This is a genomic window from Bavariicoccus seileri WCC 4188, from assembly GCF_000421665.1.
Taxonomy (GTDB): Bacteria; Bacillota; Bacilli; order Lactobacillales; family Aerococcaceae; genus Bavariicoccus; species Bavariicoccus seileri.
Window position 1 is genome coordinate 1 of sequence record NZ_ATXL01000039.1, and the last position, 21696, is coordinate 21696.

General features: G+C 38.8%; 19 protein-coding genes. 15 read left to right on the top strand and 4 right to left on the bottom strand.

Features of this window, described 5'->3' with window-relative positions; genetic code table 11:
- The first annotated feature begins 418 nt into the window (after positions 1–418).
- The 8 genes from H541_RS0108310 (at position 419) to H541_RS0108345 (ending at position 9071) form a co-directional block, all read left to right on the top strand.
- The gene (locus H541_RS0108310) at positions 419–1471 is read left to right on the top strand and encodes a phosphate/phosphite/phosphonate ABC transporter substrate-binding protein (protein ID WP_022796860.1); all 1053 of its coding nucleotides are present in this window, start codon (positions 419–421) and stop codon (positions 1469–1471) included.
- A 115-nt stretch (positions 1472–1586) separates the two neighbouring features.
- Positions 1587–2351, top strand: coding sequence for a phosphonate ABC transporter ATP-binding protein (gene phnC, locus H541_RS0108315; RefSeq protein WP_022796861.1), 765 nt, complete (start codon positions 1587–1589; stop codon positions 2349–2351).
- Between the two features lie 4 nt (positions 2352–2355).
- On the top strand, positions 2356–3159 hold the full coding sequence (gene phnE, locus H541_RS0108320) for a phosphonate ABC transporter, permease protein PhnE (protein WP_022796862.1): 804 nt from the start codon (positions 2356–2358) through the stop codon (positions 3157–3159).
- Between the two features lie 12 nt (positions 3160–3171).
- The gene (gene phnE / locus H541_RS0108325) at positions 3172–3987 is read left to right on the top strand and encodes a phosphonate ABC transporter, permease protein PhnE (RefSeq protein WP_022796863.1); all 816 of its coding nucleotides are present in this window, start codon (positions 3172–3174) and stop codon (positions 3985–3987) included.
- Position 3988: 1 nt separating this feature from the next.
- Positions 3989–5524, top strand: coding sequence for a bifunctional metallophosphatase/5'-nucleotidase (locus H541_RS0108330; protein ID WP_022796864.1), 1536 nt, complete (start codon positions 3989–3991; stop codon positions 5522–5524).
- 66 nt (positions 5525–5590) lie between these two features.
- Positions 5591–6880 carry an adenylosuccinate synthase gene (locus H541_RS0108335; protein ID WP_022796865.1) on the top strand — a complete coding sequence of 430 codons (1290 nt, stop codon included), beginning with the start codon at positions 5591–5593 and terminating at the stop codon, positions 6878–6880.
- Positions 6881–7273: 393 nt separating this feature from the next.
- A complete protein-coding gene (locus tag H541_RS0108340; RefSeq protein ID WP_022796866.1) occupies positions 7274–8341 on the top strand; it encodes an ABC transporter permease in 1068 nt (355 codons plus the stop codon).
- A gap of 13 nt (positions 8342–8354) precedes the next feature.
- A complete protein-coding gene (locus H541_RS0108345; RefSeq protein ID WP_022796867.1) occupies positions 8355–9071 on the top strand; it encodes an ABC transporter ATP-binding protein in 717 nt (238 codons plus the stop codon).
- 116 nt (positions 9072–9187) lie between these two features.
- Here the strand turns inward: H541_RS0108345 and H541_RS12825 are convergent, their stop codons facing one another.
- Together H541_RS12825 and H541_RS12100 are read right to left on the bottom strand one after the other, a co-directional pair.
- Positions 9188–9973, bottom strand: a complete 786-nt coding sequence (locus H541_RS12825; RefSeq protein ID WP_022796868.1) for a DUF975 family protein — start codon at positions 9971–9973, stop codon at positions 9188–9190.
- A 166-nt stretch (positions 9974–10139) separates the two neighbouring features.
- A complete protein-coding gene (locus H541_RS12100) occupies positions 10140–11090 on the bottom strand; it encodes a cation diffusion facilitator family transporter (protein WP_022796869.1) in 951 nt (316 codons plus the stop codon).
- Between the two features lie 142 nt (positions 11091–11232).
- On the opposite strand from H541_RS12100, the gene H541_RS0108360 reads away from it, so the two are divergent.
- From H541_RS0108360 to H541_RS0108370, 3 genes are all read left to right on the top strand, one after another.
- Entirely contained in the window at positions 11233–11604 is a 372-nt protein-coding gene (locus H541_RS0108360; protein ID WP_022796870.1) for a MerR family transcriptional regulator, read from the top strand.
- A gap of 12 nt (positions 11605–11616) precedes the next feature.
- A complete protein-coding gene (gene glnA / locus H541_RS0108365; protein WP_022796871.1) occupies positions 11617–12951 on the top strand; it encodes a type I glutamate--ammonia ligase in 1335 nt (444 codons plus the stop codon).
- A gap of 210 nt (positions 12952–13161) precedes the next feature.
- Positions 13162–14004, top strand: coding sequence for a hypothetical protein (locus tag H541_RS0108370; RefSeq protein ID WP_022796872.1), 843 nt, complete (start codon positions 13162–13164; stop codon positions 14002–14004).
- Between the two features lie 211 nt (positions 14005–14215).
- Here H541_RS0108370 and H541_RS0108375 read toward each other — a convergent pair whose 3' ends face one another.
- Together H541_RS0108375 and H541_RS0108380 are read right to left on the bottom strand one after the other, a co-directional pair.
- On the bottom strand, positions 14216–15622 hold the full coding sequence (locus H541_RS0108375) for an aldehyde dehydrogenase family protein (protein WP_022796873.1): 1407 nt from the start codon (positions 15620–15622) through the stop codon (positions 14216–14218).
- Between the two features lie 264 nt (positions 15623–15886).
- Complete coding sequence (locus tag H541_RS0108380) at positions 15887–16990, bottom strand: ABC transporter ATP-binding protein (RefSeq protein ID WP_022796874.1); 1104 nt, start codon at positions 16988–16990, stop codon at positions 15887–15889.
- Positions 16991–17417: 427 nt separating this feature from the next.
- On the opposite strand from H541_RS0108380, the gene H541_RS0108390 reads away from it, so the two are divergent.
- From H541_RS0108390 to gpmA, 4 genes are all read left to right on the top strand, one after another.
- Entirely contained in the window at positions 17418–17963 is a 546-nt protein-coding gene (locus H541_RS0108390; protein ID WP_026501732.1) for a dCTP deaminase/dUTPase family protein, read from the top strand.
- 24 nt (positions 17964–17987) lie between these two features.
- The gene (gene radA / locus H541_RS0108395; RefSeq protein WP_022796877.1) at positions 17988–19370 is read left to right on the top strand and encodes a DNA repair protein RadA; all 1383 of its coding nucleotides are present in this window, start codon (positions 17988–17990) and stop codon (positions 19368–19370) included.
- 273 nt (positions 19371–19643) lie between these two features.
- The gene (locus H541_RS0108400; protein ID WP_022796878.1) at positions 19644–20741 is read left to right on the top strand and encodes a PIN/TRAM domain-containing protein; all 1098 of its coding nucleotides are present in this window, start codon (positions 19644–19646) and stop codon (positions 20739–20741) included.
- Between the two features lie 89 nt (positions 20742–20830).
- A complete protein-coding gene (gene gpmA / locus H541_RS0108405; RefSeq protein WP_022796879.1) occupies positions 20831–21517 on the top strand; it encodes a 2,3-diphosphoglycerate-dependent phosphoglycerate mutase in 687 nt (228 codons plus the stop codon).
- Positions 21518–21696: the final 179 nt, after the last annotated feature.

Genomic DNA, 21696 nt, shown 5'->3' on the forward strand with positions numbered 1-21696 from the left:
GGTTTTATGGTAAACGAGAGTTTGAATCCGTAGAGGATATGTTAAAGCAACATCGGCGATATATGAGTCGACACAATAATATTGCACGAAAAGTATTGGGATTCTTAAGCCCAAATCAAATGGTTGAAAAGTATTACGAAAATAAGTATAACGAAGCTGCTTGATGTGTCCACTGATTTTATATTTTTATCGTTTGTTGTCAAGGATCGTTTCACTTTCCTCCTTGACAACAAACTCAAAAAATTCGTTTTGGTGGACAAGACATCAAGCACCACTATTATCAGTTCAGGTAACATATGTTTGACAACCCTAGACTATTTCTTGCTTTATCGGAAAAAATGTATAGAAATAAAGCGGTTAAAGTGCTATTATCAATGATGTAAGTCATTCATTTAGTCATCATATAGGGGGAAAACAAATGTCCAGTAAATGGAAAACAGTTTTATTAGCTGCAGTTGCAGGAACGACTTTATTAGCAGGTTGTGGAAATAATAACTCAGAGAGTGGAGACGAAGGTTCATCATCAGAAAACAAAACCATCGACGAATTATCAATTGGTTTCGTACCGTCACGGACGCCTGAAGAAATCACAGCAGCGACTGAACCATTAGGAGATTTACTAAAAACAGCACTTAAAGATCAAGGTTACGAAGTAAATAAAATCGATATTTCAGTTGGTACAAGTTACGAAGGTGTTGGGGAAGCATTATCTGCCGGAACAACAGATATCGGATTTATCCCAGGTGGAACCTACGTCCTGTATGATGATGGCGCTGAAGTATTATTAACATCAACTCGTGAAGGATTAAGTATAGATTCAGAAGATCCTAAAGACTGGAATGATAACAAACCTACAGTTCAAGAAGAAGGCACTCAAGTAACCTATTACAAATCATTGATTATTGCTGGTCCTTCAGAAAAAGGACAAGAATTAGGTCAAAAAATCAATGATGGCGAAGAATTGACTTGGGATGACTTGAATTCAGCAACTTGGTCAGTTATGGGACCTTCATCTTCATCTGGTTATATCTATCCTTACATGTGGTTAGAAGATAACTACGGCAAAACAATCAACGATTTAGATAATGTCGTGAAAGCTGATTCTTACGGCTCTTCAATGGCTCGTTTAGCCTCAGGACAAGTTGATATCGTCGTTGGTTACGCTGACTTAAGAATCGACAATGCTGAACCATGGACAAGCGAATTTGGACGTTCAGAAGATATCTTTGATGAAACAAATGTCATCGGTGTTTCACCTAACATTTATAACGATACAATCAGTGTTTCTAAGAACTCTGATAAAATGACACCGGAATTCAAAGAAGCATTACAAAAAGCATTTATTGAATTGGCAAAAACAGATGAAGGTAAAGAAGTTATCAGCATCTACAGCCACACTGGTTATGAACCAGCTAAAGACAGTGACTATGACGGTGAAAGAAAAGCACAAGAAATCGTTAAAAACCAATAATCTGTCTTAAATCTTTAGGAGAACTATGAACAAACTAAAAATAACAATCTAGAAACTATTCTGTCAGGTTTACTATCTATTAGTGAACCTGCTTTATTGTAGTTAGGAGTAAGTCATGATTAAATTTGAACATGTAGATAAAGTCTACCCCAATAAAACAAAGGCATTATCTGACATCAACCTGACCATTCAGGATGGTGAATTCGTCGCAATTATTGGTAAGTCTGGTGCAGGGAAATCAACTTTGATTCGTACCATAAACAAGATGCATGATATCACTGCAGGGAAATTGTTAGTCGATGATGTGAATGTAGCATCTATCAAAGGAAAGTCTTTAAGACAATTCAGAAAAAATATTGGAATGATTTTCCAATCCTTCAATTTGATTGAAAGAACAAGTGTGATAAATAATGTTTTGACAGCATTTGTTCCGACGTTGACACCTATTAAACGCTTTTTTGGTGTTTTTTCACAAGAGCAAAAATTAAGAGCACTAGCTTCACTTGACCAAGTCGATATTTTGGATAAGGCATTTAGCAAAACCAATCAATTGTCTGGCGGTCAGCAACAACGGGTGGCCCTTGCAAGAACATTGGCACAAAATCCAAAAGTCATTCTAGCAGATGAACCAGTTGCCTCTCTCGACCCAGTGACTTCTGTGGAAGTGATGAACTACTTTAAGCAAGTCAATGAAGAGTTAGGGATGACTATTTTAATCAATATTCATGATGTCGAACTAGCCCTGAGATATTGTAAACGTGTTATCGGGATTAGAGATGGTCGAATTGTTTATGACGGCTATGCAGAAGATGTTGATCGCAAGGTCTTAGTCAATATCTATGGTGATGAATATCATAAGGTAATGGGCAAGGAGGAGTAGTAGTATGTTTCGAAAGAAAACTTACCAACTAGAAAACGGTAAATCTGTCACAGAACCACGTCGCTCTACTCTCCTAATCCTTGTCCTGATTATCATCGCTATGTATGTCTCTGCTGATGTGACTGGATTTAAGCTAAGTGTTTTAATGACTCGTGGGAAAGAATTCTTTACGATTCTGCAACAAATGTTGCAACCAAACTTTGGTTATTTAAAAAATGTTTGGAAACCATTATTAGAAACAATCCAAATGTCATTACTAGGGTCTTTAATGGGAGCAAGCCTATCCTTACCGTTTGCTTTTTTAGCGGCAGATAATATGATTGGTAATAAAGCCATTACCAGCATTTTCAAGTTTATATTCAGTATCATTCGGACAATTCCAACATTGGTTTCTGCACTTGTGATGACTTATATTTTTGGGATCGGGTCGTTAAGCGGATTAGTCGCTATCTTCTTGTTCTCCTTCTCATATGTCGGCAAACTGACATACGAAAGTATCGAAAATACGGACATGGGCGCCTTTGAAGCCCTTACCTCCATCGGGTGTACGAAAATCATGGCGTTTCGTTATGGCATCATGCCACAAATCTTACCAATCTTTATTTCAACCAGTCTTTATAATTTTGAAGGAAATGTTCGGTATGCTGCTATCTTAGGTTATGTTGGTGCTGGTGGTATTGGACTGATCATCAACGAGCAAATTGGTTGGCGGGCCTATAACAACGTTGGTACGATCTTACTCTTATTGTTTTTAACAGTATTTATCATCGAGCGTACAAGTGCTTATCTGCGCTCGAAAGTGAAATAGGGGGGATATCGTATGGAACAAAGTTATATCGAAAAATTAAAGTTAGCACCAAGAAATCATCGCTATATCCTGATTATGTTTTTGATTATTTTGGGGCTTTTAGCATGGTCTATCACAGGAATAAGCTCTAGTGGTACAAACGGTGATAGTTTATCAGTGGCTAAAAATATCATTCACGGTATTGTGACACCAGACACAGATCTCTTATTTAATTGGACAAAGCAAGGAATTCCATACTTGTTATTTGAAACGATTGCTATAGCATTCTTAGGAACAATTGTTGGTGGCGTTTTTGCAATGCCTTTAGCATTCTTGGCTTCTTCAAATATAGTCCCACCAGTTATTTCAACGATCGCAAAACTTGTGATTATGTTTATTCGGACGATTCCGTCATTCGTTTATGGGTTGATGTTTATTCGCGTTACAGGTCCAGGAGCATTTGCCGGGGTCATGACGATGAGTGTTATTTCAATTGGTATGTTGACGAAATTATTCAGTGATAGTATTGAAGAAATAGATCATGGTGTGATCGAAGCCCTAGATGCCATTGGGTGTACTCGTTTTAGTAAAGTCCGTTATGGAGTGATTCCACAATTGGTCGCTAGTTTTCTATCCACGATTCTATATCGTTTTGACATGAATTTAAGAGATGCCAGTATTCTTGGACTAGTTGGTGCTGGTGGTATTGGAGCACCTCTAATCTTTGCCATGAATGCCTATCGTTGGAATCAAGTAGGTTCTATCCTTGTAGGTCTGGTCGTTCTGATTCTGATCGTAGAATATATCTCGACTAAATTACGGACACGTTTGATCAAGGGAGTGTGGTAGCATGAAACTCACAATTGTTTCAACGAGCGATATCCATGCCTACCTTTATCCGACTGATTTTACCCAAAAAGAAATGAATCTTCCGCTTGGCTTGTTGAAAGTCAGCAGCTTTTTGAAGAACATTTCTGCAGATGAAAAGCTTTATATCGACAACGGGGACTTTATTCAAGGGTCTCCGTTGGCTTCTTTTGTCAAAGATAAGGTAAAAACACCACGTATATTGAGTGAGTTTTTAAATGAGCTGCATCCAGTAGCCCGTGTATTAGGTAATCATGAGTTCAACTATGGTGTAGACTATCTTAAAGAGGCAGTTGAAGCGAGTACTGCTCCTTACTTGGCAGCAAATGTGTTGAATACGGATGGAGAACCTTACTTTGGCACACCTTATCTCGTAAAAGATGTGGGACAGTTCAAAGTTGGCATTATTGGGTTAACGACTCAGTATATTCCACATTGGGAAAATCCGGAGAATATTAAGGATTTCCGCTTCATATCGGCAGTTGAAGCACTCAGACACTGGTTACCAATCGTTCAAGCTTCTGCAGATTTTGTCGTGGTTTCTTATCATGGAGGCTTTGAAGCGGATCCTAAGACAGAGAAAATGCTTGAAAAACCAACTGGAGAGAATGAAGGCTACCAGTTACTAGAACAATTTGAAGCTATCGATGTCTTGTTTACTGGACATCAGCACGGGTTATATGTTGGACAACATGGCAAGACATTCTATAGTCAACCCGGCCATAAGGGAGAGTATGTTGCGGTTGTTACGCTCCAAATCGATGAACCGACACGTACGATTACCGATGCAACTATTGACTTACATCATTTAACAGATGTGACAGAAGACCTCAATTTAAAAGCAAAAGTCAGGCCTTTAGAAGAGCAGGTAGAAAAGTGGTTAGATCAACCTATTGGCACGGTCAAAACGGATATGTCGATAACAGATCCCAATAAAGCTCGTCTAGAGACACATCCGTATGTGACTTTTATTAATGCCGTCCAAAGTTGGGCAACTGGTTGCGATATCTCTGCTACAGCACTGTTCAACCAAAAGGCACCAGGCTTTAAAGGTGATATCACGATGAGAGATATCGTGATTAACTATATCTATACGAATACGTTAGCTGTTTTGTCTGTTTCCGGTAAGGATCTAGTGGAGGCATTAGAGCAATGCGCTGCCTTCTTTACGCTCTCAGATGGGCAAATCACGATCAATCCAAATTATTATATTCCAAAGCCACAGTACTATAATTATGATATGTTTTCGGGCATTGATTACACCTTTGATATTTCAAAGCCAGAGGGTCAAAGAGTTGTAGGATTACGGTACAAAGGAACCCCAATTGACCTAAAAGCACCATACGAAATCGTGTTGAATCAGTACCGGGCAGTTGGCGGTGGAAACTTTGCCATGTTTGGTCCGGAGAAAATCATTAGGGAATATGGAACGGATATGACAGAATTGATTGCCCAATACATCAAAGAACACCCAGAAGTTGAGGTTCCTGCTGTTCATAATTTCAAAGTGGTTTATTGAAACCCAGTGGTATTATTGGTACACTTATCATTGTGAAAAAAAACAATAAATGGTGGGGTGTCCATAATGTCTTCAGTAGTAGTTGTTGGAACACAATGGGGCGATGAAGGTAAAGGTAAGATCACTGATTTTTTGAGCGAGAATGCAGAGGTAATAGCGCGTTATCAAGGTGGCGATAATGCAGGACATACGATTCAATTTGGTGGCGATACTTATAAACTGCAATTGATTCCTTCTGGGATTTTTAATCCAGAAAAAATCAGTGTGATTGGTAATGGTGTTGTTTTAAATCCAAAGTCCGTTGTGAAAGAACTAGCAGGTTTACAAGGACGCGGCATCGATACACGGTCATTGAGAATTTCGGATCGTGTACATGTCATTCTACCGTATCATATTTTATTAGATGAGTTACAAGAAGCTGCTAAGGGCGATGACAAGATTGGGACGACCCACAAAGGTATCGGACCTGCTTATATGGATAAAGCTGCTCGTGTCGGTATTAGAGTTGCTGATCTGTTGGATCGTGACATTTTTAAAGAACGTTTAAAGCGAAACTTAGCTGAGAAAAACGAACTATTTGTCAAAATCTATGATCATGACCCATTGGACTTCGAGACTATTTTTGAAGAATTTTATGACTATGGCCAACAAATTAAAAAATATGTCTGCGACACCTCAGTTGTTTTAAATGATGCCTTAGATGCAGGAAAACGTGTTTTATTTGAAGGGGCACAAGGGGTTATGTTGGATATCGATCAAGGAACGTATCCTTTCGTCACATCCTCTAACCCAGTTGCTGGTGGTGTAACAGTCGGTACAGGTGTAGGTCCCTCTAAGGTTAATACAGTAGTTGGCGTTTGCAAGGCCTATACGTCAAGAGTTGGGGATGGTCCTTTTCCAACAGAATTATTTGATGAGATTGGAAATCAAATTCGTGTGACAGGACGTGAATTTGGGACTGTCACGGGAAGACCACGTCGTATTGGGTGGTTTGACTCAGTTGTTATGCGCCATTCAAAACGTGTTTCTGGATTGACGCATCTCTCTTTAAATAGTATTGATGTTTTGACTGGTTTGGATACCGTCAAAATCTGTGTGGCTTATGAAAATGAGTTTGGAGAACATATTGATCGTTACCCTGCAAGTTTAGTAGAATTGAGTCACTGTAAACCAATCTACGAAGCTCTACCAGGTTGGACAGAGGATATCACGTCGTGTCAAACTCTGGAAGAATTGCCAGAGAATGCACGCCATTATGTTGAACGTGTATCAGAACTCGTTGGTCTACCACTGTGTACTTTCTCTGTCGGACCAGACCGGACGCAAACAAATGTTTTAGAAAATGTTTGGGCATAAATACACCTCTTGAGGCATGTTATCACTGTGCTAATAGATAAGTAAGTAATTCTGTCAGGCACTTCACTGTTTATTGTCCAAATAGAAAAGGCATTTACTTTCTTTTCAATTAAGAAGGTAAGTGCTTTTTTGTGTATGAAATCAAAAAGGTAGTTAGAATTATGATTCATTATAGACTCAGAGCTACTCGCTATAGTCACTACTTAGAGTAACGACTTAGAATCACTATTCAAATAATACTCAGTGTGTTTAGTTAAAACAATTATTTAGAATCATATAAATTGTAAGTCGCGCAACTGTAACTTTATAATGGAGAGGCTAGTATCAGTAAATGTGTCACAATTTTGTCGTGAGATTACAATAATTGAGATAAATTCAGAAAAGAGGAAGGCTATGTTTTTAGCTTGGAACGAGATGACTTATTCGAAGAGAAGTTTTACATTGATTATCTCCATGATGTTTTTGATTGCTTATCTGATCTATTTTTTAACGGGGTTAGCATATGGATTGGCTCAGGCAAATCGCTCAGCAGTAGATAGTTGGCATGCTAGTGAAGTAATTTTACAGGAAGATGCTAATAATCTGCTAGCTCGTTCACAATTAAGGCTGAGTGATTTTAAACAAACAGATGTACTACAAGCTGCTCCAATTGGTCAAGCAGCGACATCTATTGAAGAAGGGACGGATGCCAATGAAAATATCACCCTATTTGGTATCGACCCTGAGAGTTTTGTGGCACCAAAAATAATAGAGGGACAAACAATCAAAAATGATAATGAAGTTGTCGTAAGCGAAAAACTTTTGAACAGTGGTATCAAGGTTGGTGATGCGATCACACTTGCCAATGATGATGATAAATTGAATGTGGTAGGTGTGACTGAAACAACAGAATTTAGTGTTGTCCCAGTTGTTTATACTAATTTAAAAACATGGCGGCAAGTCGCATATGGTACGAATGGACAAGCGCCGTTCGATGATGTTATCAATGCTATGGTAGTTAATCAGTCATTGCCTGAATCGAATCGACCGGATGATACGGTAGTTGTCCCCATCAATACTTTTATTAATGATTTGCCGGGTTATACCGCCCAAGTGTTGACATTTGTATTGATGATTGGCTTTCTTGTAGTGATTGGAGCCTTGGTTATTAGCATCTTCATCTATATTTTGACGTTACAGAAAAAAAGTATGTTTGGCATCATGAAAGCACAAGGTATCGGGAATGGCTATATCAGTCGCTCTGTTATTGCACAGACCTTTTTACTAGCGACAATTGGAACGTTGATTGGCCTAGCTCTGACATTATTGACGGCTGCACTACTGCCCGATACAGTGCCCTTTATGCTAAATACCTGGTTCTTAGTAGGGGTCACGATACTATTGATTGGAGTCGCTGTTTTGGGAGGTCTTTTTTCCGTCAGGTCGATCAGTCGCATTGATCCAGTCACCGCTATTGGTTAGGAGTGAGAAAATAATGGGTGAAACAGTTATAGCTTTAAAAGATGTCAGTAAAATCTACGGATCTGGCCATACGCAAGTAATGGCACTTGCACCAACAACTTTCACGGTGGAAACGGGAACATTTGTAGCAATCATTGGGCCAAGTGGTTCTGGTAAGAGTACACTATTGACTGTAATGGCTGGACTTCAAGAACCAACTGAAGGCAGTGTTGAATTAGATCATCAAGCGTTCAATCAACTAAGTGAGAAAGACAAGACAGCTTTTCGATTCGACCATATTGGATTTATATTACAAGCATCGAATTTGGTCCCTTTTCTGACAGTTGAGAAGCAATTTTTTCTGATTGATAAAGTGGCAAAAAGGCCGAAGCAAACAGATAAAGTCACGGAAATCTTCGAAGGATTAGGCATTACTTCCTTATCAAAAAAATACCCTAGTGATCTTTCAGGTGGTGAACGGCAGCGTGTAGCAATCGGAAAAGCATTATATAATGATGCTAATATCATTTTAGCGGATGAACCAACGGCGAGTTTGGATTCCGAAAAAGCCCATGATGTCATCGATATTTTTGCGAAAGAAGTTCGACAACGACAATGTGCTGTCGTGATGGTGACACATGATTTGCGATTAATCACCAAATGCGATTATATCTATCGAATGGAAGATGGTCATCTCACTGATGTGACGTCAAAAATCGATCGGGAGAAAATAGCTAAGTCTTTGGTTTAAGAATCAAGACAAAAATAGAAATAAAGACTACAAATAAAAAAAGAAAATAAAAAGATAATTCAAAAAGCATTCCGATGATAACACTCGGAATGCTTTTTGAATTGACCAATTAAGAATCAAAAATCAGAATAGATGGAGAAGGAATCTTCATCATCATCTTGGTCGTCGGTATCAGTTGCAGAATAACTTGACCCACTATCACTTGGGTAATAGACTTCTAACAAATCATTGAAATAGCTTGTATAAGTAGCTTCAGTATAAGGATAAACCCACAGACCAACTAGAGGAATCATGGTCAGAATATACCAGCCGATAAAAGTGAATTGTAAAACGAAATATTCCCATTTATGACCGTCCATGACACGTTGGCTAAGTGAGATGGCATCAGTAGCACTGATGGTTTTATCTTTAACTAAAATATAGGGAACTGCTGAGTAAGAATAGCCTTTGATGATACCGGGTATGATTAGTAGAAACGTCCATAATACCGTGTAGAGGTCTGTTAAGAACAGGGATAAAACATTTCTACCCAGAGATTCTTTGAAGCCATAAATCAAGGTATCCATTCTAGAAACTTGCTTTCCTTTTAAGCCTTCGATGGCTAACTGTTTTAAACTAACCGTTATAGAGTAACGAATAATGGCTGTAATCGCTAAGACCAACAGTCCAATCATAGCGCCACCTATCAATACCGTAATCGTTGCAATCCCTATATTATTTGAGGTGGTTGAAGTTGAAAAGCTCCCCGTTATATCGCCAGAATTGTAGGAATCTGTTGCTTCAAAGGTAGTCCGAAAACCATCTACTATTAAGAAAATACCGACGATCAGCCAGGTGAGATAGTCTCTTCTCACAAGCTCCTTACCTTTTGCCTTTAACTTTAACCGTTGATTAGTTGTCATAATATCACTCCTTAAAATAAACTGATGTAACTAATGAATTGAGAAGTTTGGTGCTATTATACAGTATACATCACTTCTATCCTATAAGTATCAGACGTAGGACCTAAATAGAATCCAAATGAGATAAAAAATAATTTCTAAAGGAGTGAAAGTAATAGACTAGTTCTTACTTTTTCGAGTGCTGGTCATGATGCTCATTAAGAGATGCGGTCGCAGAAGCGCTTCTGTTCGCGTCTGGTATATCATCGGGCTCAACGTGGATATCGATAAAGGCAACGTGATATCTCGCCTTTAATTCGTCCTCGATGTCTTCTGTTATTTTGTGGCTTTCTTTAACGGTCAGACTAGGATTGACTGATATGGTCGTATCGACATAGATATTTGCTCCATAATATCTGGCTTTGATGCTATCAACATGTGAGACGCCATCGTGGTTCATGATCAGAGTAATGTATTGATCGAGATCATCTTGATCAAAGCCATCGCTTAATTCGAATACGGCTTCTCTAAAAATGGCAACAGCTGTTTTTAAAATAATCAAACTCACTAACAAAGCCATAGCACTATCGATCCAACCAAAACCATAGTTAGCAGCGATCAAAGCAATGGCCGTTGTGATGCTAGTGAGACTATCATTAAGATTATCCTTTGAAGCTGCCATCAACCCTTTAGAATTCACCGACTTAGCGAGTTTAGAATTGTGAAGGTAGACCAAAAAAAGAGCTATGGCAGAGAGAAAGGCAACTGAGATAGTTAAGAGATTGAAACGACCAGGATGATCCCCAGATAGAATGCTCTTGATCACATTCGTTAGGAGTTGTAATCCAATGAAAGCCATGATGAAAGAAGTAATTAGACTGGCTATGGTTTCAAATTTCCAATGGCCATAAGGATGATTCTCATCACTTGGACGTTGGGCAATTTTTAGGCCTAACAAAACAGTGACTGAGGAAACGACATCTGTAAAGTTGTTCAAACCATCAGCGATTAAAGCTCTGGAATTAAAAATAAAGCCAACACCTGTTTTGAGACAGGCAATGGCAATATAACTAAAAATACTGATCCAAACCCCTTTTTCAGCGCGTTTTAAGGGGAGGTTATGCGATTCAGGTGTCATAATATGTAACCTCTTTGATTTTTAGGGTAGTTATTTGTAATTTAATGTAACATAAAATGTTAGTCAACAATTGACTTGAATGGTTAAGATGAATAAACTAAGCATAGTCAATTAGCTTAAGAAAGTAAAGGAGTGACAGTTTTTGAGCGAAAAAGAATTGAGAAGGTCCTTGGCTGTATTTCCGATTGGAACAGTGATGAAGTTGACTGATTTAACTGCTAGGCAGATTCGATACTATGAAGAGCAAAAATTGATCGATCCCGAGCGTTCTGAAACTAATAGGCGGTTGTATTCGTTGAACGATGTGGACTTATTGTTGGATATCAAAGATATGCTGGCAGAAGGCTACAAAATCAGTGCTATACAACGTCAATTGAGTCTAAATAAGCAATCGACAGGGTCTGTTTCGTATAGCCAACCGAAAGAGACACTGACGGATGAAGATGTTAGACGCATTTTTTACAAGGAGTTTATGGAAATAAGTCAGTTGAATCGCAATGGCTCACAAAAGTAGGAGGAATAATCAATGACAAAGTTTACCAAGGAAGATATTGTAACGAGTGCTACAGAGAACGATGTAAGGTATTTGAGATTAATGTTCACAGATATCCTAGGGACAATCAAGAATGTGGAAGTCCCTATCAGCCAATTGGATAAGGTGCTAGATAACAAATTAATGTTTGATGGTTCCTCAATCGAAGGGTTTGTTAGAATCGAAGAAAGTGATATGTACCTATATCCTGATCTGGACACTTGGTTGATTTTCCCTTGGATGAGTGATGAAAATGGGAAGATTGCTCGTTTGATCTGTGATATCAGAACACCTGAAGGAGTACCGTTTGTTGGAGATCCTCGTTCAAATTTGCGCTTAGTTTTAGATGAGATGCGTGAACACGGTTTTACAGATTTCAACCTTGGTCCTGAACCAGAGTTTTTCTTATTCAAGCTAGACGATAAGGGTTTTCCTACTGAGCACTTGAATGATCATGGTGGCTATTTCGATTTAGCACCAACTGACCTAGGCGAAAACTGCCGTCGTGATATTACCTTGGAACTTGAAAAAATTGGCTTCAATATTGAGGCTTCTCACCATGAAGTTGCACCTGGACAACACGAGATTGACTGGCAATATGCTGACGCTTTGAAGGCTTGTGACCAAATACAAACCTTTAAATTAGTTGTGCGGACGATTGCCCGCAAACATGGTCTTCATGCCACATTTATGGCAAAACCACGTTATGGTATTTCAGGATCTGGGATGCACTGTAATGTTTCTTTGTTTGATGGAGATGATAATAAATTCTATGATGAATCAGATGAATTAGGATTGAGCGAAACTTGTCGTCATTTCATTGCAGGTGTTTTAGATCATGCTCCAGCAATGACTGCTATCTGTAACCCAACTATCAACTCGTACAAACGATTAGTTTCTGGGTTTGAAGCACCAGTGTACATTGCTTGGAGTCCTAAAAACAGATCATCATTGATTCGTATTCCAGCATCTCGCGGTAAATCAACGCGTATTGAAGTGAGAAGTGTGGACCCAACGGCTAACCCATACCTTGCTCTTGCCGCCATTTTAAAAGCAGGTCTTGATGGTATCAAACGTAAATTAGAAGAACCAACTCCAATCGACCGTAACATTTACGCCATGACACAAGCAGAACGGGCTAATGCTGGTATCCATGATCTTCCAACAGATTTGAGAGAAGCATTGGAAGAACTTGAACGTGATGATGTCATGCAAGCGGCATTGGGACGTCATATTTACGGCAACTTTGTGGAAACCAAACAAGTTGAATGGTCAGCTTACCGTTCACAAGTAACCAAATGGGAGCATGATACATATTTCAACTTCTAATACTATTAACAGGTGCTATTGTAAAACGTAGTGTGTTTTGAAGTGGAACCAAAAGGTCGAGAACCATCATCTGATGGTTCTTTTTTGTCATAATTATGGTAAGCTAGTTGAGTGAAATAATATGTTTAGAGCTGTTTAAAAATCATAAAATCAGCTAAATGAGTCAGTTAGTCATGACTGTAAAGAATCATAAATGGAGGATTAGATGATATGCGAAAGATCATTCGATATATGGTGATGGTCTCATTCCTTGCTTTTTTAGTGATCAATCTTAGTGGCTGTGAACAACAAAAACTCGATAATAGCGAAATTGGTTATGCTATTAAAGATGCTGCAGGTGATGTTGAAAATTATCATTTCAAAATGATCAAAGAGTCAGATAGCCAAACGAATTCGGAGACGGGAGTTCCTGATAACAGTGATAAGGCCGCTGACGACAGTGATGCGGCTAGTGAGTCCGAAACTAAGAAAGATGATGTGGCTAAATCAACATCTTCTAAGGATAAGGTTGTTACCACTAAAGTCATTTCAGATGGTGCTGCCTGGCTAACGAGTAATCAAGCATATGGCACGAGAATTGACAAAGTCAAGGAAACTAAGGCGAACAAAACAGAGTTCATGGTTAATGAAGAGGGTAGCTTCATGAATGAAAACAGTAGTGGCTGGCAGTCAGTCGTTGATCCAGGTCCTCTGTTGAGTAATTCTATTAGCTTAACCTACTCTCAAGCTATAGATGTGGTAGAACAGATGAATGATGTTTTGGTTTGGAAATCAGCTGGCTTTGGGAGTGATGGGTCCGTTACGATTACAAATCAAGAGGCATTTGAAACTATTGGTGATCTTTTCAGAGTTAGTCTGGTTGGGACTAAGAAAATGGAAATGACCGTGACTGCTGATGCTGAGAATCGAATCAGCTTGTTACGGTTGAAGGCATATGATGCTGAGGATCAATTACTTTATACTACGACATTACAGTATAGCAATTTCAATCAACAAGTGATGAAACAAACCCCCACTGATTTAGTGCAACAAACCGAAGAAAAGTTAAAATAACCACTGTATTTTCATTAGTTAATGTCTTTAGTGTCCATCACGTCAGTATAATGTCTTTCAACTAAATCAATGTCTTTCAACTTAAATATAGTGTTTTTCAACTACAATATAGTGTATTTCAAATAATATAGAAGAAGGTCTGAATCGCTAGATTCAGACCTTCTTCCCTTATAATCTCTTACTATCCCTTATAATCTCTTACTATCTCTTATTATCTCAGGATAGCTTTGATGTTGAGGTAATCTTCAAAACCATAGACACCTTTTTCGTGCCCGATGCCTGATTCTTTATAACCTCCAAATGGTGAGTCAGCGGTGACAGCCCCCTCGTTGACCATGACGTTACCAGTTCTGAGTTTTCTCGCAATCGCAACAGCTTCATCTTCATCCGGACCGACTACAGCTCCCGATAGACCATAGGTTGTATCATTTGATATCGTGATACCTTCTTCTACAGACTCATATGGAATCACTGTGAGGACTGGTCCAAAAATTTCTTCTTGAGCAATCGTCATGTCATTTTTGACATCCACAAAGACAGTTGGCTCGATATAGTGACCAGGGCGATCTACTTTGTTCCCACCTGTTAAAATAGTAGCTCCTTCTTCTTTCCCTTTAGCAATATACCCTAACACTGTTTCTTCTTGCTTAGCTGAAACAACTGGACCTAAATCTGTATCCTCTAGAGTAGGATCCCCGATTTTGACGTCTTTTAACTGTGTCAGCAGTTCTTCTTGAACGGCTTTTAGGTCATCTTTAGGAACAATCAGACGCGTCAAAGCACTACAGCTTTGTCCTTGGTTATTGATAATGGTCCCAAGTGTCTTTTTAACAGCGGTTTTAATACTCCCACCTGGTAGCAATAGCATTGGTGATTTACCACCTAGTTCGAGAATAATCTTCTTAATTCCCTTACTACCAGCTGCGTATAACTTCTCTCCAACTTCAGTTGAGCCTGTAAAGGAAATGACATCTACATCTGGGTGGGAGGCAATCCCTGTCCCAACTTTAGAACCGGAACCAGTTAAAATATTGAAAACACCAGCTGGAAAGCCGACTTCGTCAATCAACTTAGCAAAGTATAGAGCTGTTAGTGGTGTCTCAGTAGCTGGTTTTACGACGACAGTATTGCCAGCTAATAGAGCTGGGGAGATTTTCCGTTGAATTTGGTTCAAAGGATAATTCCAAGGTGAGATACAAGCAACAACACCAATCGGTTCAGCAGTTACTAAAGCATCCCTAATATAATGGTCAAATTGATAGGTTTCAGCTGCACGTATCGTAGCTTCCATTTCATTGATAGACATTGTGACTTGTACATCATGAGAAAAACGTGTTGTAGCACCTAACTCAGCGGTCATTAAATCAGCTAATGTGCCTAAGTTATCTTTCAGTGCTTGTTTCAATTTTTTGAAATAGCTAGCACGCTCTGCGACGGTTAATGCAGACCAACTAGGAAAAGCCTTTTTTGCAGCTTTGACAGCTCGATCAACATCTTCTGTAGTTGCAGCAGATACTTTGTCAATCACTTCATCTGTGGCAGGATTTAAAACATCGATTGTTTCAGTACCGCTTGAGGATACCCATTCACCATCGATATAGAATTGTTGATAATTCATTATGTTCCTCCTTGTGTGGTTCCGATAGATGCAATATGTTTACCCTTAGGGCGTGATTCTATTACGGACTATTACTACTAACACGATTAATCTTACTAATAGCCTATAGTTATATTATCAAGGCAATGCCGTCAGAGAGTCAAACAATATGAACGCCTAAAAAAGAGGTAGCTGGCAAAATAAAAACCCTCAAGGTGGCAAAGCCTTGAGGGAGGGGGACTACTTTTAGGAACTTTCAGTTGCTATTTAACAATAGTGCAACTGTTAGTCGATAACTTCTTCAGTATCGATATCGAAGAATTTAGCTTTGTTCATATCGAAGGCTAAATCTACTGAATCACCTGGTTTGTGGATTTCGCGAGCGTCAACACTAGCGATAAATTCAGTATCTCCAACTTTACTGTAAAGCATGATTTCAGCACCTAGTAATTCAGCAACGTCAACTGTAGCAGTGACGCGGCTACCTGGGTTGACATCAAGAGCGATTTGTTCGCTTTCAATATCTTCTGGACGAATACCAAAGATCAAATCTTTGTCGTTATAGCCTTTAGAATCTAATTCTTTCTTACGACCTTCAACAACAGATAATTGTAACCCTTGGCCATTCGTGATCAAGCCATCTTTATAATGAACTTTAAATAGGTTCATCGCAGGGGATCCGATAAATCCAGCAACGAAAACATTCACTGGTTTATTATAAACTTCTGATGGAGACCCGATTTGTTGAACGATACCGTCTTTCATAATAACGATACGGTCAGCCATGGTCATAGCTTCTGTTTGGTCATGTGTGACATAGATTGTAGTTGTGTTTAAGCTTTGGTGAAGTTTTGCGATTTCAGCACGCATGGCAACCCGCAATTTAGCATCCAAGTTAGATAATGGTTCATCCATCAAGAACACTCGAGCGTCACGTACGATAGCACGTCCCAAAGCAACCCGTTGACGTTGTCCACCGGATAGAGCGGCAGGTTTACGATCTAAGAATTCAGTCAACCCTAAGATTTTAGCAGCACGATCAACCCGTTCTTTAATCTCTGGTTTTTTGTATTTACGCAACTTCAATCCAAAGGCCATATTGTCGAATACAGTCATATGTGGATATAAGGCGTAATTTTGGAATACCATCGCGATGTCACGATCTTTAGGTGCTACATCGTTCATGACAGTTCCACCAATTTTTAGTTCACCTTTAGTGATGTCTTCTAGACCAGCAATCATCCTAAGAGTAGTAGATTTACCACAACCAGAAGGTCCTACGAAAACGATGAATTCACGATCTTGAATGTCTAAGTTAAAGTCAGTTACGGAATAATCCGTTGCGTTGTCATATTTTTTATAAATGTGATTTAGTTCAATTTGTCCCATTACAATTACCCCTTTCGATAGATTAATTATAAAGAAAGGGTTTTCAAAAACGTATAGCAAACATGCCTAAAATTTCACCCACTTTTTAGAGCAAGGTGACCAAAACGCTTTCATATGGAACTTTTTGAGGAAAACAGTACTGTCGGATCTTTTTGTGCTACAAGACTTTGGACTGATGTTGTTTGTGACAAAAGGAATATAATAGATTTATTGACGCTTATTTTTAGTTTTTCTACCCCTATTTCAGAAGTTGTTTTGAATACATTAGCTACTTGTTTTGTTATACTGAATGATATGAGAACGGTGATTTTTACCGTGATTAAAAAGTAGTAAAAACATAATAAACGAAAACTGGGAACAAAACGTAGAACCATAAAGCACAATCATAAAGCACAACTATAAATAACTAATTAGGAGTTCAGCAATGATAAAAAGAGGGTTTAAAATCATCAAAGCATATGAAGGTAAAGGACTATCATTACCCTATCGGTCTACGACACAAGCAGCAGGGTACGATTTTGAGGCGGCTGAGGATATGGTGTTGCCTTCTTTTTGGAAGGAATTGATTCGTTATTTTTTCCTAAAGATCGCGAAAGTAAGTGTCGCTGAGAACTCTGATGAGGGTTATGATGCTGCTAAGGCATTACTGAAGCCTAAGTTGGTTCCAACAGGTATCAAGGCTTATATGCAGCCTGATGAGTATCTTCAATTGACTAATCGATCTAGTAACCCGTTGAAAAAGTTTCTGGTGTTACCTAATGGTGTAGGGGTTGTAGATGCAGATTATTATGATAATACTGCGAATGAAGGGCATATCTTTTTTCAATTATTGAATTTTGGTCTTAAGGACTATCAGATTAAAAAGGGCGAACGTGTTGGGCAAGGTATTTTTCAGAAATACCTAATTGCTGATACTGAAAACAACGAAAAAGTGATAACTAGAACAGGTGGGTTTGGATCGTCTGGTCTTTGATTACTTCAGAAGATAGGAGTCATAATGGCAAAGAAGAAAACAATCATATATCTCTGTGATAATTGTGGCTATGAAACACCAAAGTGGTTAGGAAAGTGCCCAAATTGCGGAGAATGGAATACATTTAGAGAGTTCAACCCAAATTCAGGCAAAAATAGTGGTGTAAGTGGCGAAGGAAAACTAGAAAGTGAACCCGTAGCCATTGGTAAAATCAAGAGCTCGGATTTACCGAGATTCAAGACTGATTTTTCAGAATTCAATCGTGTATTGGGTGGCGGGATTGTTCCAGGATCTTTGGTTTTGATAGGTGGGGATCCAGGTATTGGAAAATCGACCTTATTGTTACAGATCTCATTGCACTTACAGAGCAAGGGAAAAAAAGTCTTATATGTTTCCGGGGAGGAGAGCGCTGCTCAAATCAAGATGAGGGCAGAGCGGATGAGCACCTCAGCCGATGATTTTCTCGTCTATTCAGAAACAGACCTTGAATTAATCATGTCAGCGATTGATCGTGTTAAGCCAGATTATTTAATCGTCGATTCAATCCAAACAATGCAAATCGGGGATATCAATGGACTAGCTGGGAGTGTTTCTCAAGTGCGAGAAACGACAGCGGTATTGATGCGATTAGCGAAAAGTCAAAAAATAGCGACATTCATTGTCGGACATGTGACTAAGGAAGGGAATATTGCAGGGCCACGGATGTTAGAACATATGGTGGATACTGTGTTGTACTTTGAAGGCGAAAAACATCATTCTTTCCGTTTACTGCGAGCTGTTAAAAATCGGTTTGGCTCAACAAATGAAATTGGTGTGTTTGAAATGTCTAGTACGGGGTTATCAGAAGTTGAAAATCCTTCACAATTATTTTTAGAGGAGAGACTGGCTGATGCTGCTGGTTCAGCAGTGGTCGTTTCTATGGAAGGGACACGGCCAATCCTGGCTGAAGTGCAGTGTTTGATTACGCCTACGGTCTTTGGAAATGCCAGAAGAACAACGAGTGGTTTGGAGTATAATCGTGTCGCTTTATTAATGGCCGTATTGGAGAAACGAACAGGGTTACTATTACAAAACCAGGACGCTTATTTTAAATCGACAGGTGGTTTGAAGTTAGACGAGCCAGCTATTGACCTTGCAGTGGCTATCAGTATCGTATCGAGTTATTACGATAGTGCAACAAAAGTGACAGATTGCTTCGTAGGAGAAATTGGGTTAGCAGGCGAATTAAGACGTGTTAGTCGGATCGAAGATCGTATCAAAGAAGCTGAAAAACTTGGGTTTACACGTATCTTTATTCCAGCTAATAACGATACCCAAGCGTTAATCAAGGCTAGTAAATCAATTCAAGTCGTTGGTGCAAAGACGTTAACGGAAGTTGTGAAGAAGGTTTTTCCAAATGCAAGATGATTTCATCATTGTTAGAGTATCATCCGAAAACAGAAAGTGAATATTTTGTGAACAAGTTATTAATGAAGCTATAAGAAAAGAGTGCAAGCGTTTTTTATCACTTAAAGTATGATAGACTGACTTTATTATCACATGACACTCTTGTAGCAGTGGAGTGTTATCGCAATAAATGGTTTTTGCAATGGTTTCTGCAATAGATGTTTTATTAGCAAAAGTGATCTAAGAAAGGGAGAGTCATTAAATGAAAAAGAGAGAAAACGAGGTGATATGCTAATGGCTAAACGAATTATTACGTTAGTGTTTATCATTATCGGTGGGAGCTTAGGTGGTTCTTACTTACCGTATTTTTGGGAATATGTTGGCTTAAGGGATAGTATGGTCAATCAATCTATATTCAATTTAGTAATTGGTGCCATTATTTTCTATTTGTTATCATTAGTATTGAAAGACACTATTATCCGAGCTATTAAGCAAATCGAAACTTTTTTGAGTCAAAAATCATCCGTATATTTACTATTTGGGAGTGTTGGAACATTGATTGGACTATTATTAGCCGTTCTTTTCCTGATTCCAATCCAAAGTATCGGTGTGCCATTCATTAACCAAATCATGCCACCGGTTTTAGCAATCTTATTAGGGTATTTAGGCTTCACTGTTGCAACGTCTCGTGTTGATGATTGGCGTAAGTTATTTCAAAGTGGACGAAAGAAAGACTCAGAGACAGCGTTATTAGACCGAAAGGTGAGTGATAAATTTCATCGGTATAAAATACTGGATACAAGTGTGATTATTGATGGCCGTATCTATGATGTTGCGAAAGCAGGTTTTGTTGATGGAACCTTAGTAATCCCCAATTTTGTATTGAAAGAATTGCAGTTGATTGCTGATTCGTCAGATAGTCTCAAAAGAGCAAGAGGGCGCCGCGGGTTAGATATTCTGAATGACCTTCAAAAAAGTGATGCAATTACAGTCGAGAGTTATGAAGGTGATTTCGAGGATGTGCCAGAAGTTGACCTTAAGTTGATCAAATTGGCAAAATTGATTGATGGTGTAGTGGTTACCAATGATTTTAATCTCAATAAGGTTTGTGAGTTTCAAGGGGTCCCTGTTTTAAACATCAACGAACTAGCTAATGCTGTCAAACCAGTCGTGATTCCAGGGGAAACGCTGAATATTATGATCATCAAGGCTGGAACGGAACGCAATCAAGGGGTCGCTTATCTTGAGGACGGTACAATGATTGTGGTAGAAGATGGTCAATACTATATGAATCAAAAATTACCAGTCGTTGTGACTAGTGCTCTACAAACAAATGCTGGAAGAATGATATTTGCACGCCCAGCCCATTCACAAAACAAAATAAAAGAGTAAAATAGAAGAGAAAGGTTCGTTATATTTTCAGAAACGATTTGTGGCCACATAGTGGCACGCGAATCAGACAACAGAAGGGATGGAATTTTATGAAATTAGTTTTAGTAAGACATGGACAAAGCGAATGGAATTTAAGCAACCAATTCACTGGTTGGGAAGATGTTAAACTGAGTGAAAATGGGGTCAATGAGGCAACTAAGGCAGGGCAACTGTTAAAAGAAACTGGCATTCAATTCGATGTATTATTCACTTCTGTCTTACAACGTGCTATCAAAACTGGTCATATCATTTTAGAAGAAACCGGTCAACTCTGGATTCCTGAAGTTAAAAGTTGGCGTTTGAATGAACGCCATTATGGCGCTCTTCAAGGATTGAACAAAAAAGAAACCGCTGAAAAATATGGGGATGAAAAAGTTCACCAATGGCGTCGTTCATACGATGTTTTGCCACCATTACTAGAAAATGATGACGAACGGTCACCAAAAAATGATCGTCGTTATGCTCATTTACAAAAGAAAGTTATTCCACAAGGCGAAAACTTAAAAACGACTTTGGAACGTGTTATTCCATTTTGGGAAGATCAAATCGCACCAGCAATCTTAGACCATAAAACGGTCTTGGTTGCTGCTCACGGTAACTCTTTAAGAGCCTTGATCAAATATCTAGAACAAATATCAGACGATGATATCATGGGCGTAGAAATCCCAACAGGTGTTCCGTTGGTTTACGATTTAGATGAAGATCTAAGCGTGACCGATAAATATTTCTTGAAATAAACACGACAACGTTAGGTTGAATAGAGCATAGACGTACTCTTTAGAGAGGTAGGACATTTGGTGTCTTACCTCTCTATTTTTATGGGTTCTACGTCAAATAGTGTTGTTACAGTTAAATCACTTAAGGAAACGCCCCGGCGTTTCTTTTTTTTCTAAATAATTTGGCAGATATTTTGCTG

Coding starts and splice junctions, on each gene's coding strand:
- H541_RS0108310 (WP_022796860.1), top strand. CDS start 419: ATGTCCAGTAAATGGAAAACAGTTTTATTAGCTGCAGTTGCAGGAACG.
- phnC (WP_022796861.1), top strand. CDS start 1,587: ATGATTAAATTTGAACATGTAGATAAAGTCTACCCCAATAAAACAAAG.
- phnE (WP_022796862.1), top strand. CDS start 2,356: ATGTTTCGAAAGAAAACTTACCAACTAGAAAACGGTAAATCTGTCACA.
- phnE (WP_022796863.1), top strand. CDS start 3,172: ATGGAACAAAGTTATATCGAAAAATTAAAGTTAGCACCAAGAAATCAT.
- H541_RS0108330 (WP_022796864.1), top strand. CDS start 3,989: ATGAAACTCACAATTGTTTCAACGAGCGATATCCATGCCTACCTTTAT.
- H541_RS0108335 (WP_022796865.1), top strand. CDS start 5,591: ATGTCTTCAGTAGTAGTTGTTGGAACACAATGGGGCGATGAAGGTAAA.
- H541_RS0108340 (WP_022796866.1), top strand. CDS start 7,274: ATGTTTTTAGCTTGGAACGAGATGACTTATTCGAAGAGAAGTTTTACA.
- H541_RS0108345 (WP_022796867.1), top strand. CDS start 8,355: ATGGGTGAAACAGTTATAGCTTTAAAAGATGTCAGTAAAATCTACGGA.
- H541_RS12825 (WP_022796868.1), bottom strand. CDS start 9,973: ATGACAACTAATCAACGGTTAAAGTTAAAGGCAAAAGGTAAGGAGCTT.
- H541_RS12100 (WP_022796869.1), bottom strand. CDS start 11,090: ATGACACCTGAATCGCATAACCTCCCCTTAAAACGCGCTGAAAAAGGG.
- glnA (WP_022796871.1), top strand. CDS start 11,617: ATGACAAAGTTTACCAAGGAAGATATTGTAACGAGTGCTACAGAGAAC.
- H541_RS0108370 (WP_022796872.1), top strand. CDS start 13,162: ATGCGAAAGATCATTCGATATATGGTGATGGTCTCATTCCTTGCTTTT.
- H541_RS0108375 (WP_022796873.1), bottom strand. CDS start 15,622: ATGAATTATCAACAATTCTATATCGATGGTGAATGGGTATCCTCAAGC.
- H541_RS0108380 (WP_022796874.1), bottom strand. CDS start 16,990: ATGGGACAAATTGAACTAAATCACATTTATAAAAAATATGACAACGCA.
- radA (WP_022796877.1), top strand. CDS start 17,988: ATGGCAAAGAAGAAAACAATCATATATCTCTGTGATAATTGTGGCTAT.
- H541_RS0108400 (WP_022796878.1), top strand. CDS start 19,644: ATGGCTAAACGAATTATTACGTTAGTGTTTATCATTATCGGTGGGAGC.
- gpmA (WP_022796879.1), top strand. CDS start 20,831: ATGAAATTAGTTTTAGTAAGACATGGACAAAGCGAATGGAATTTAAGC.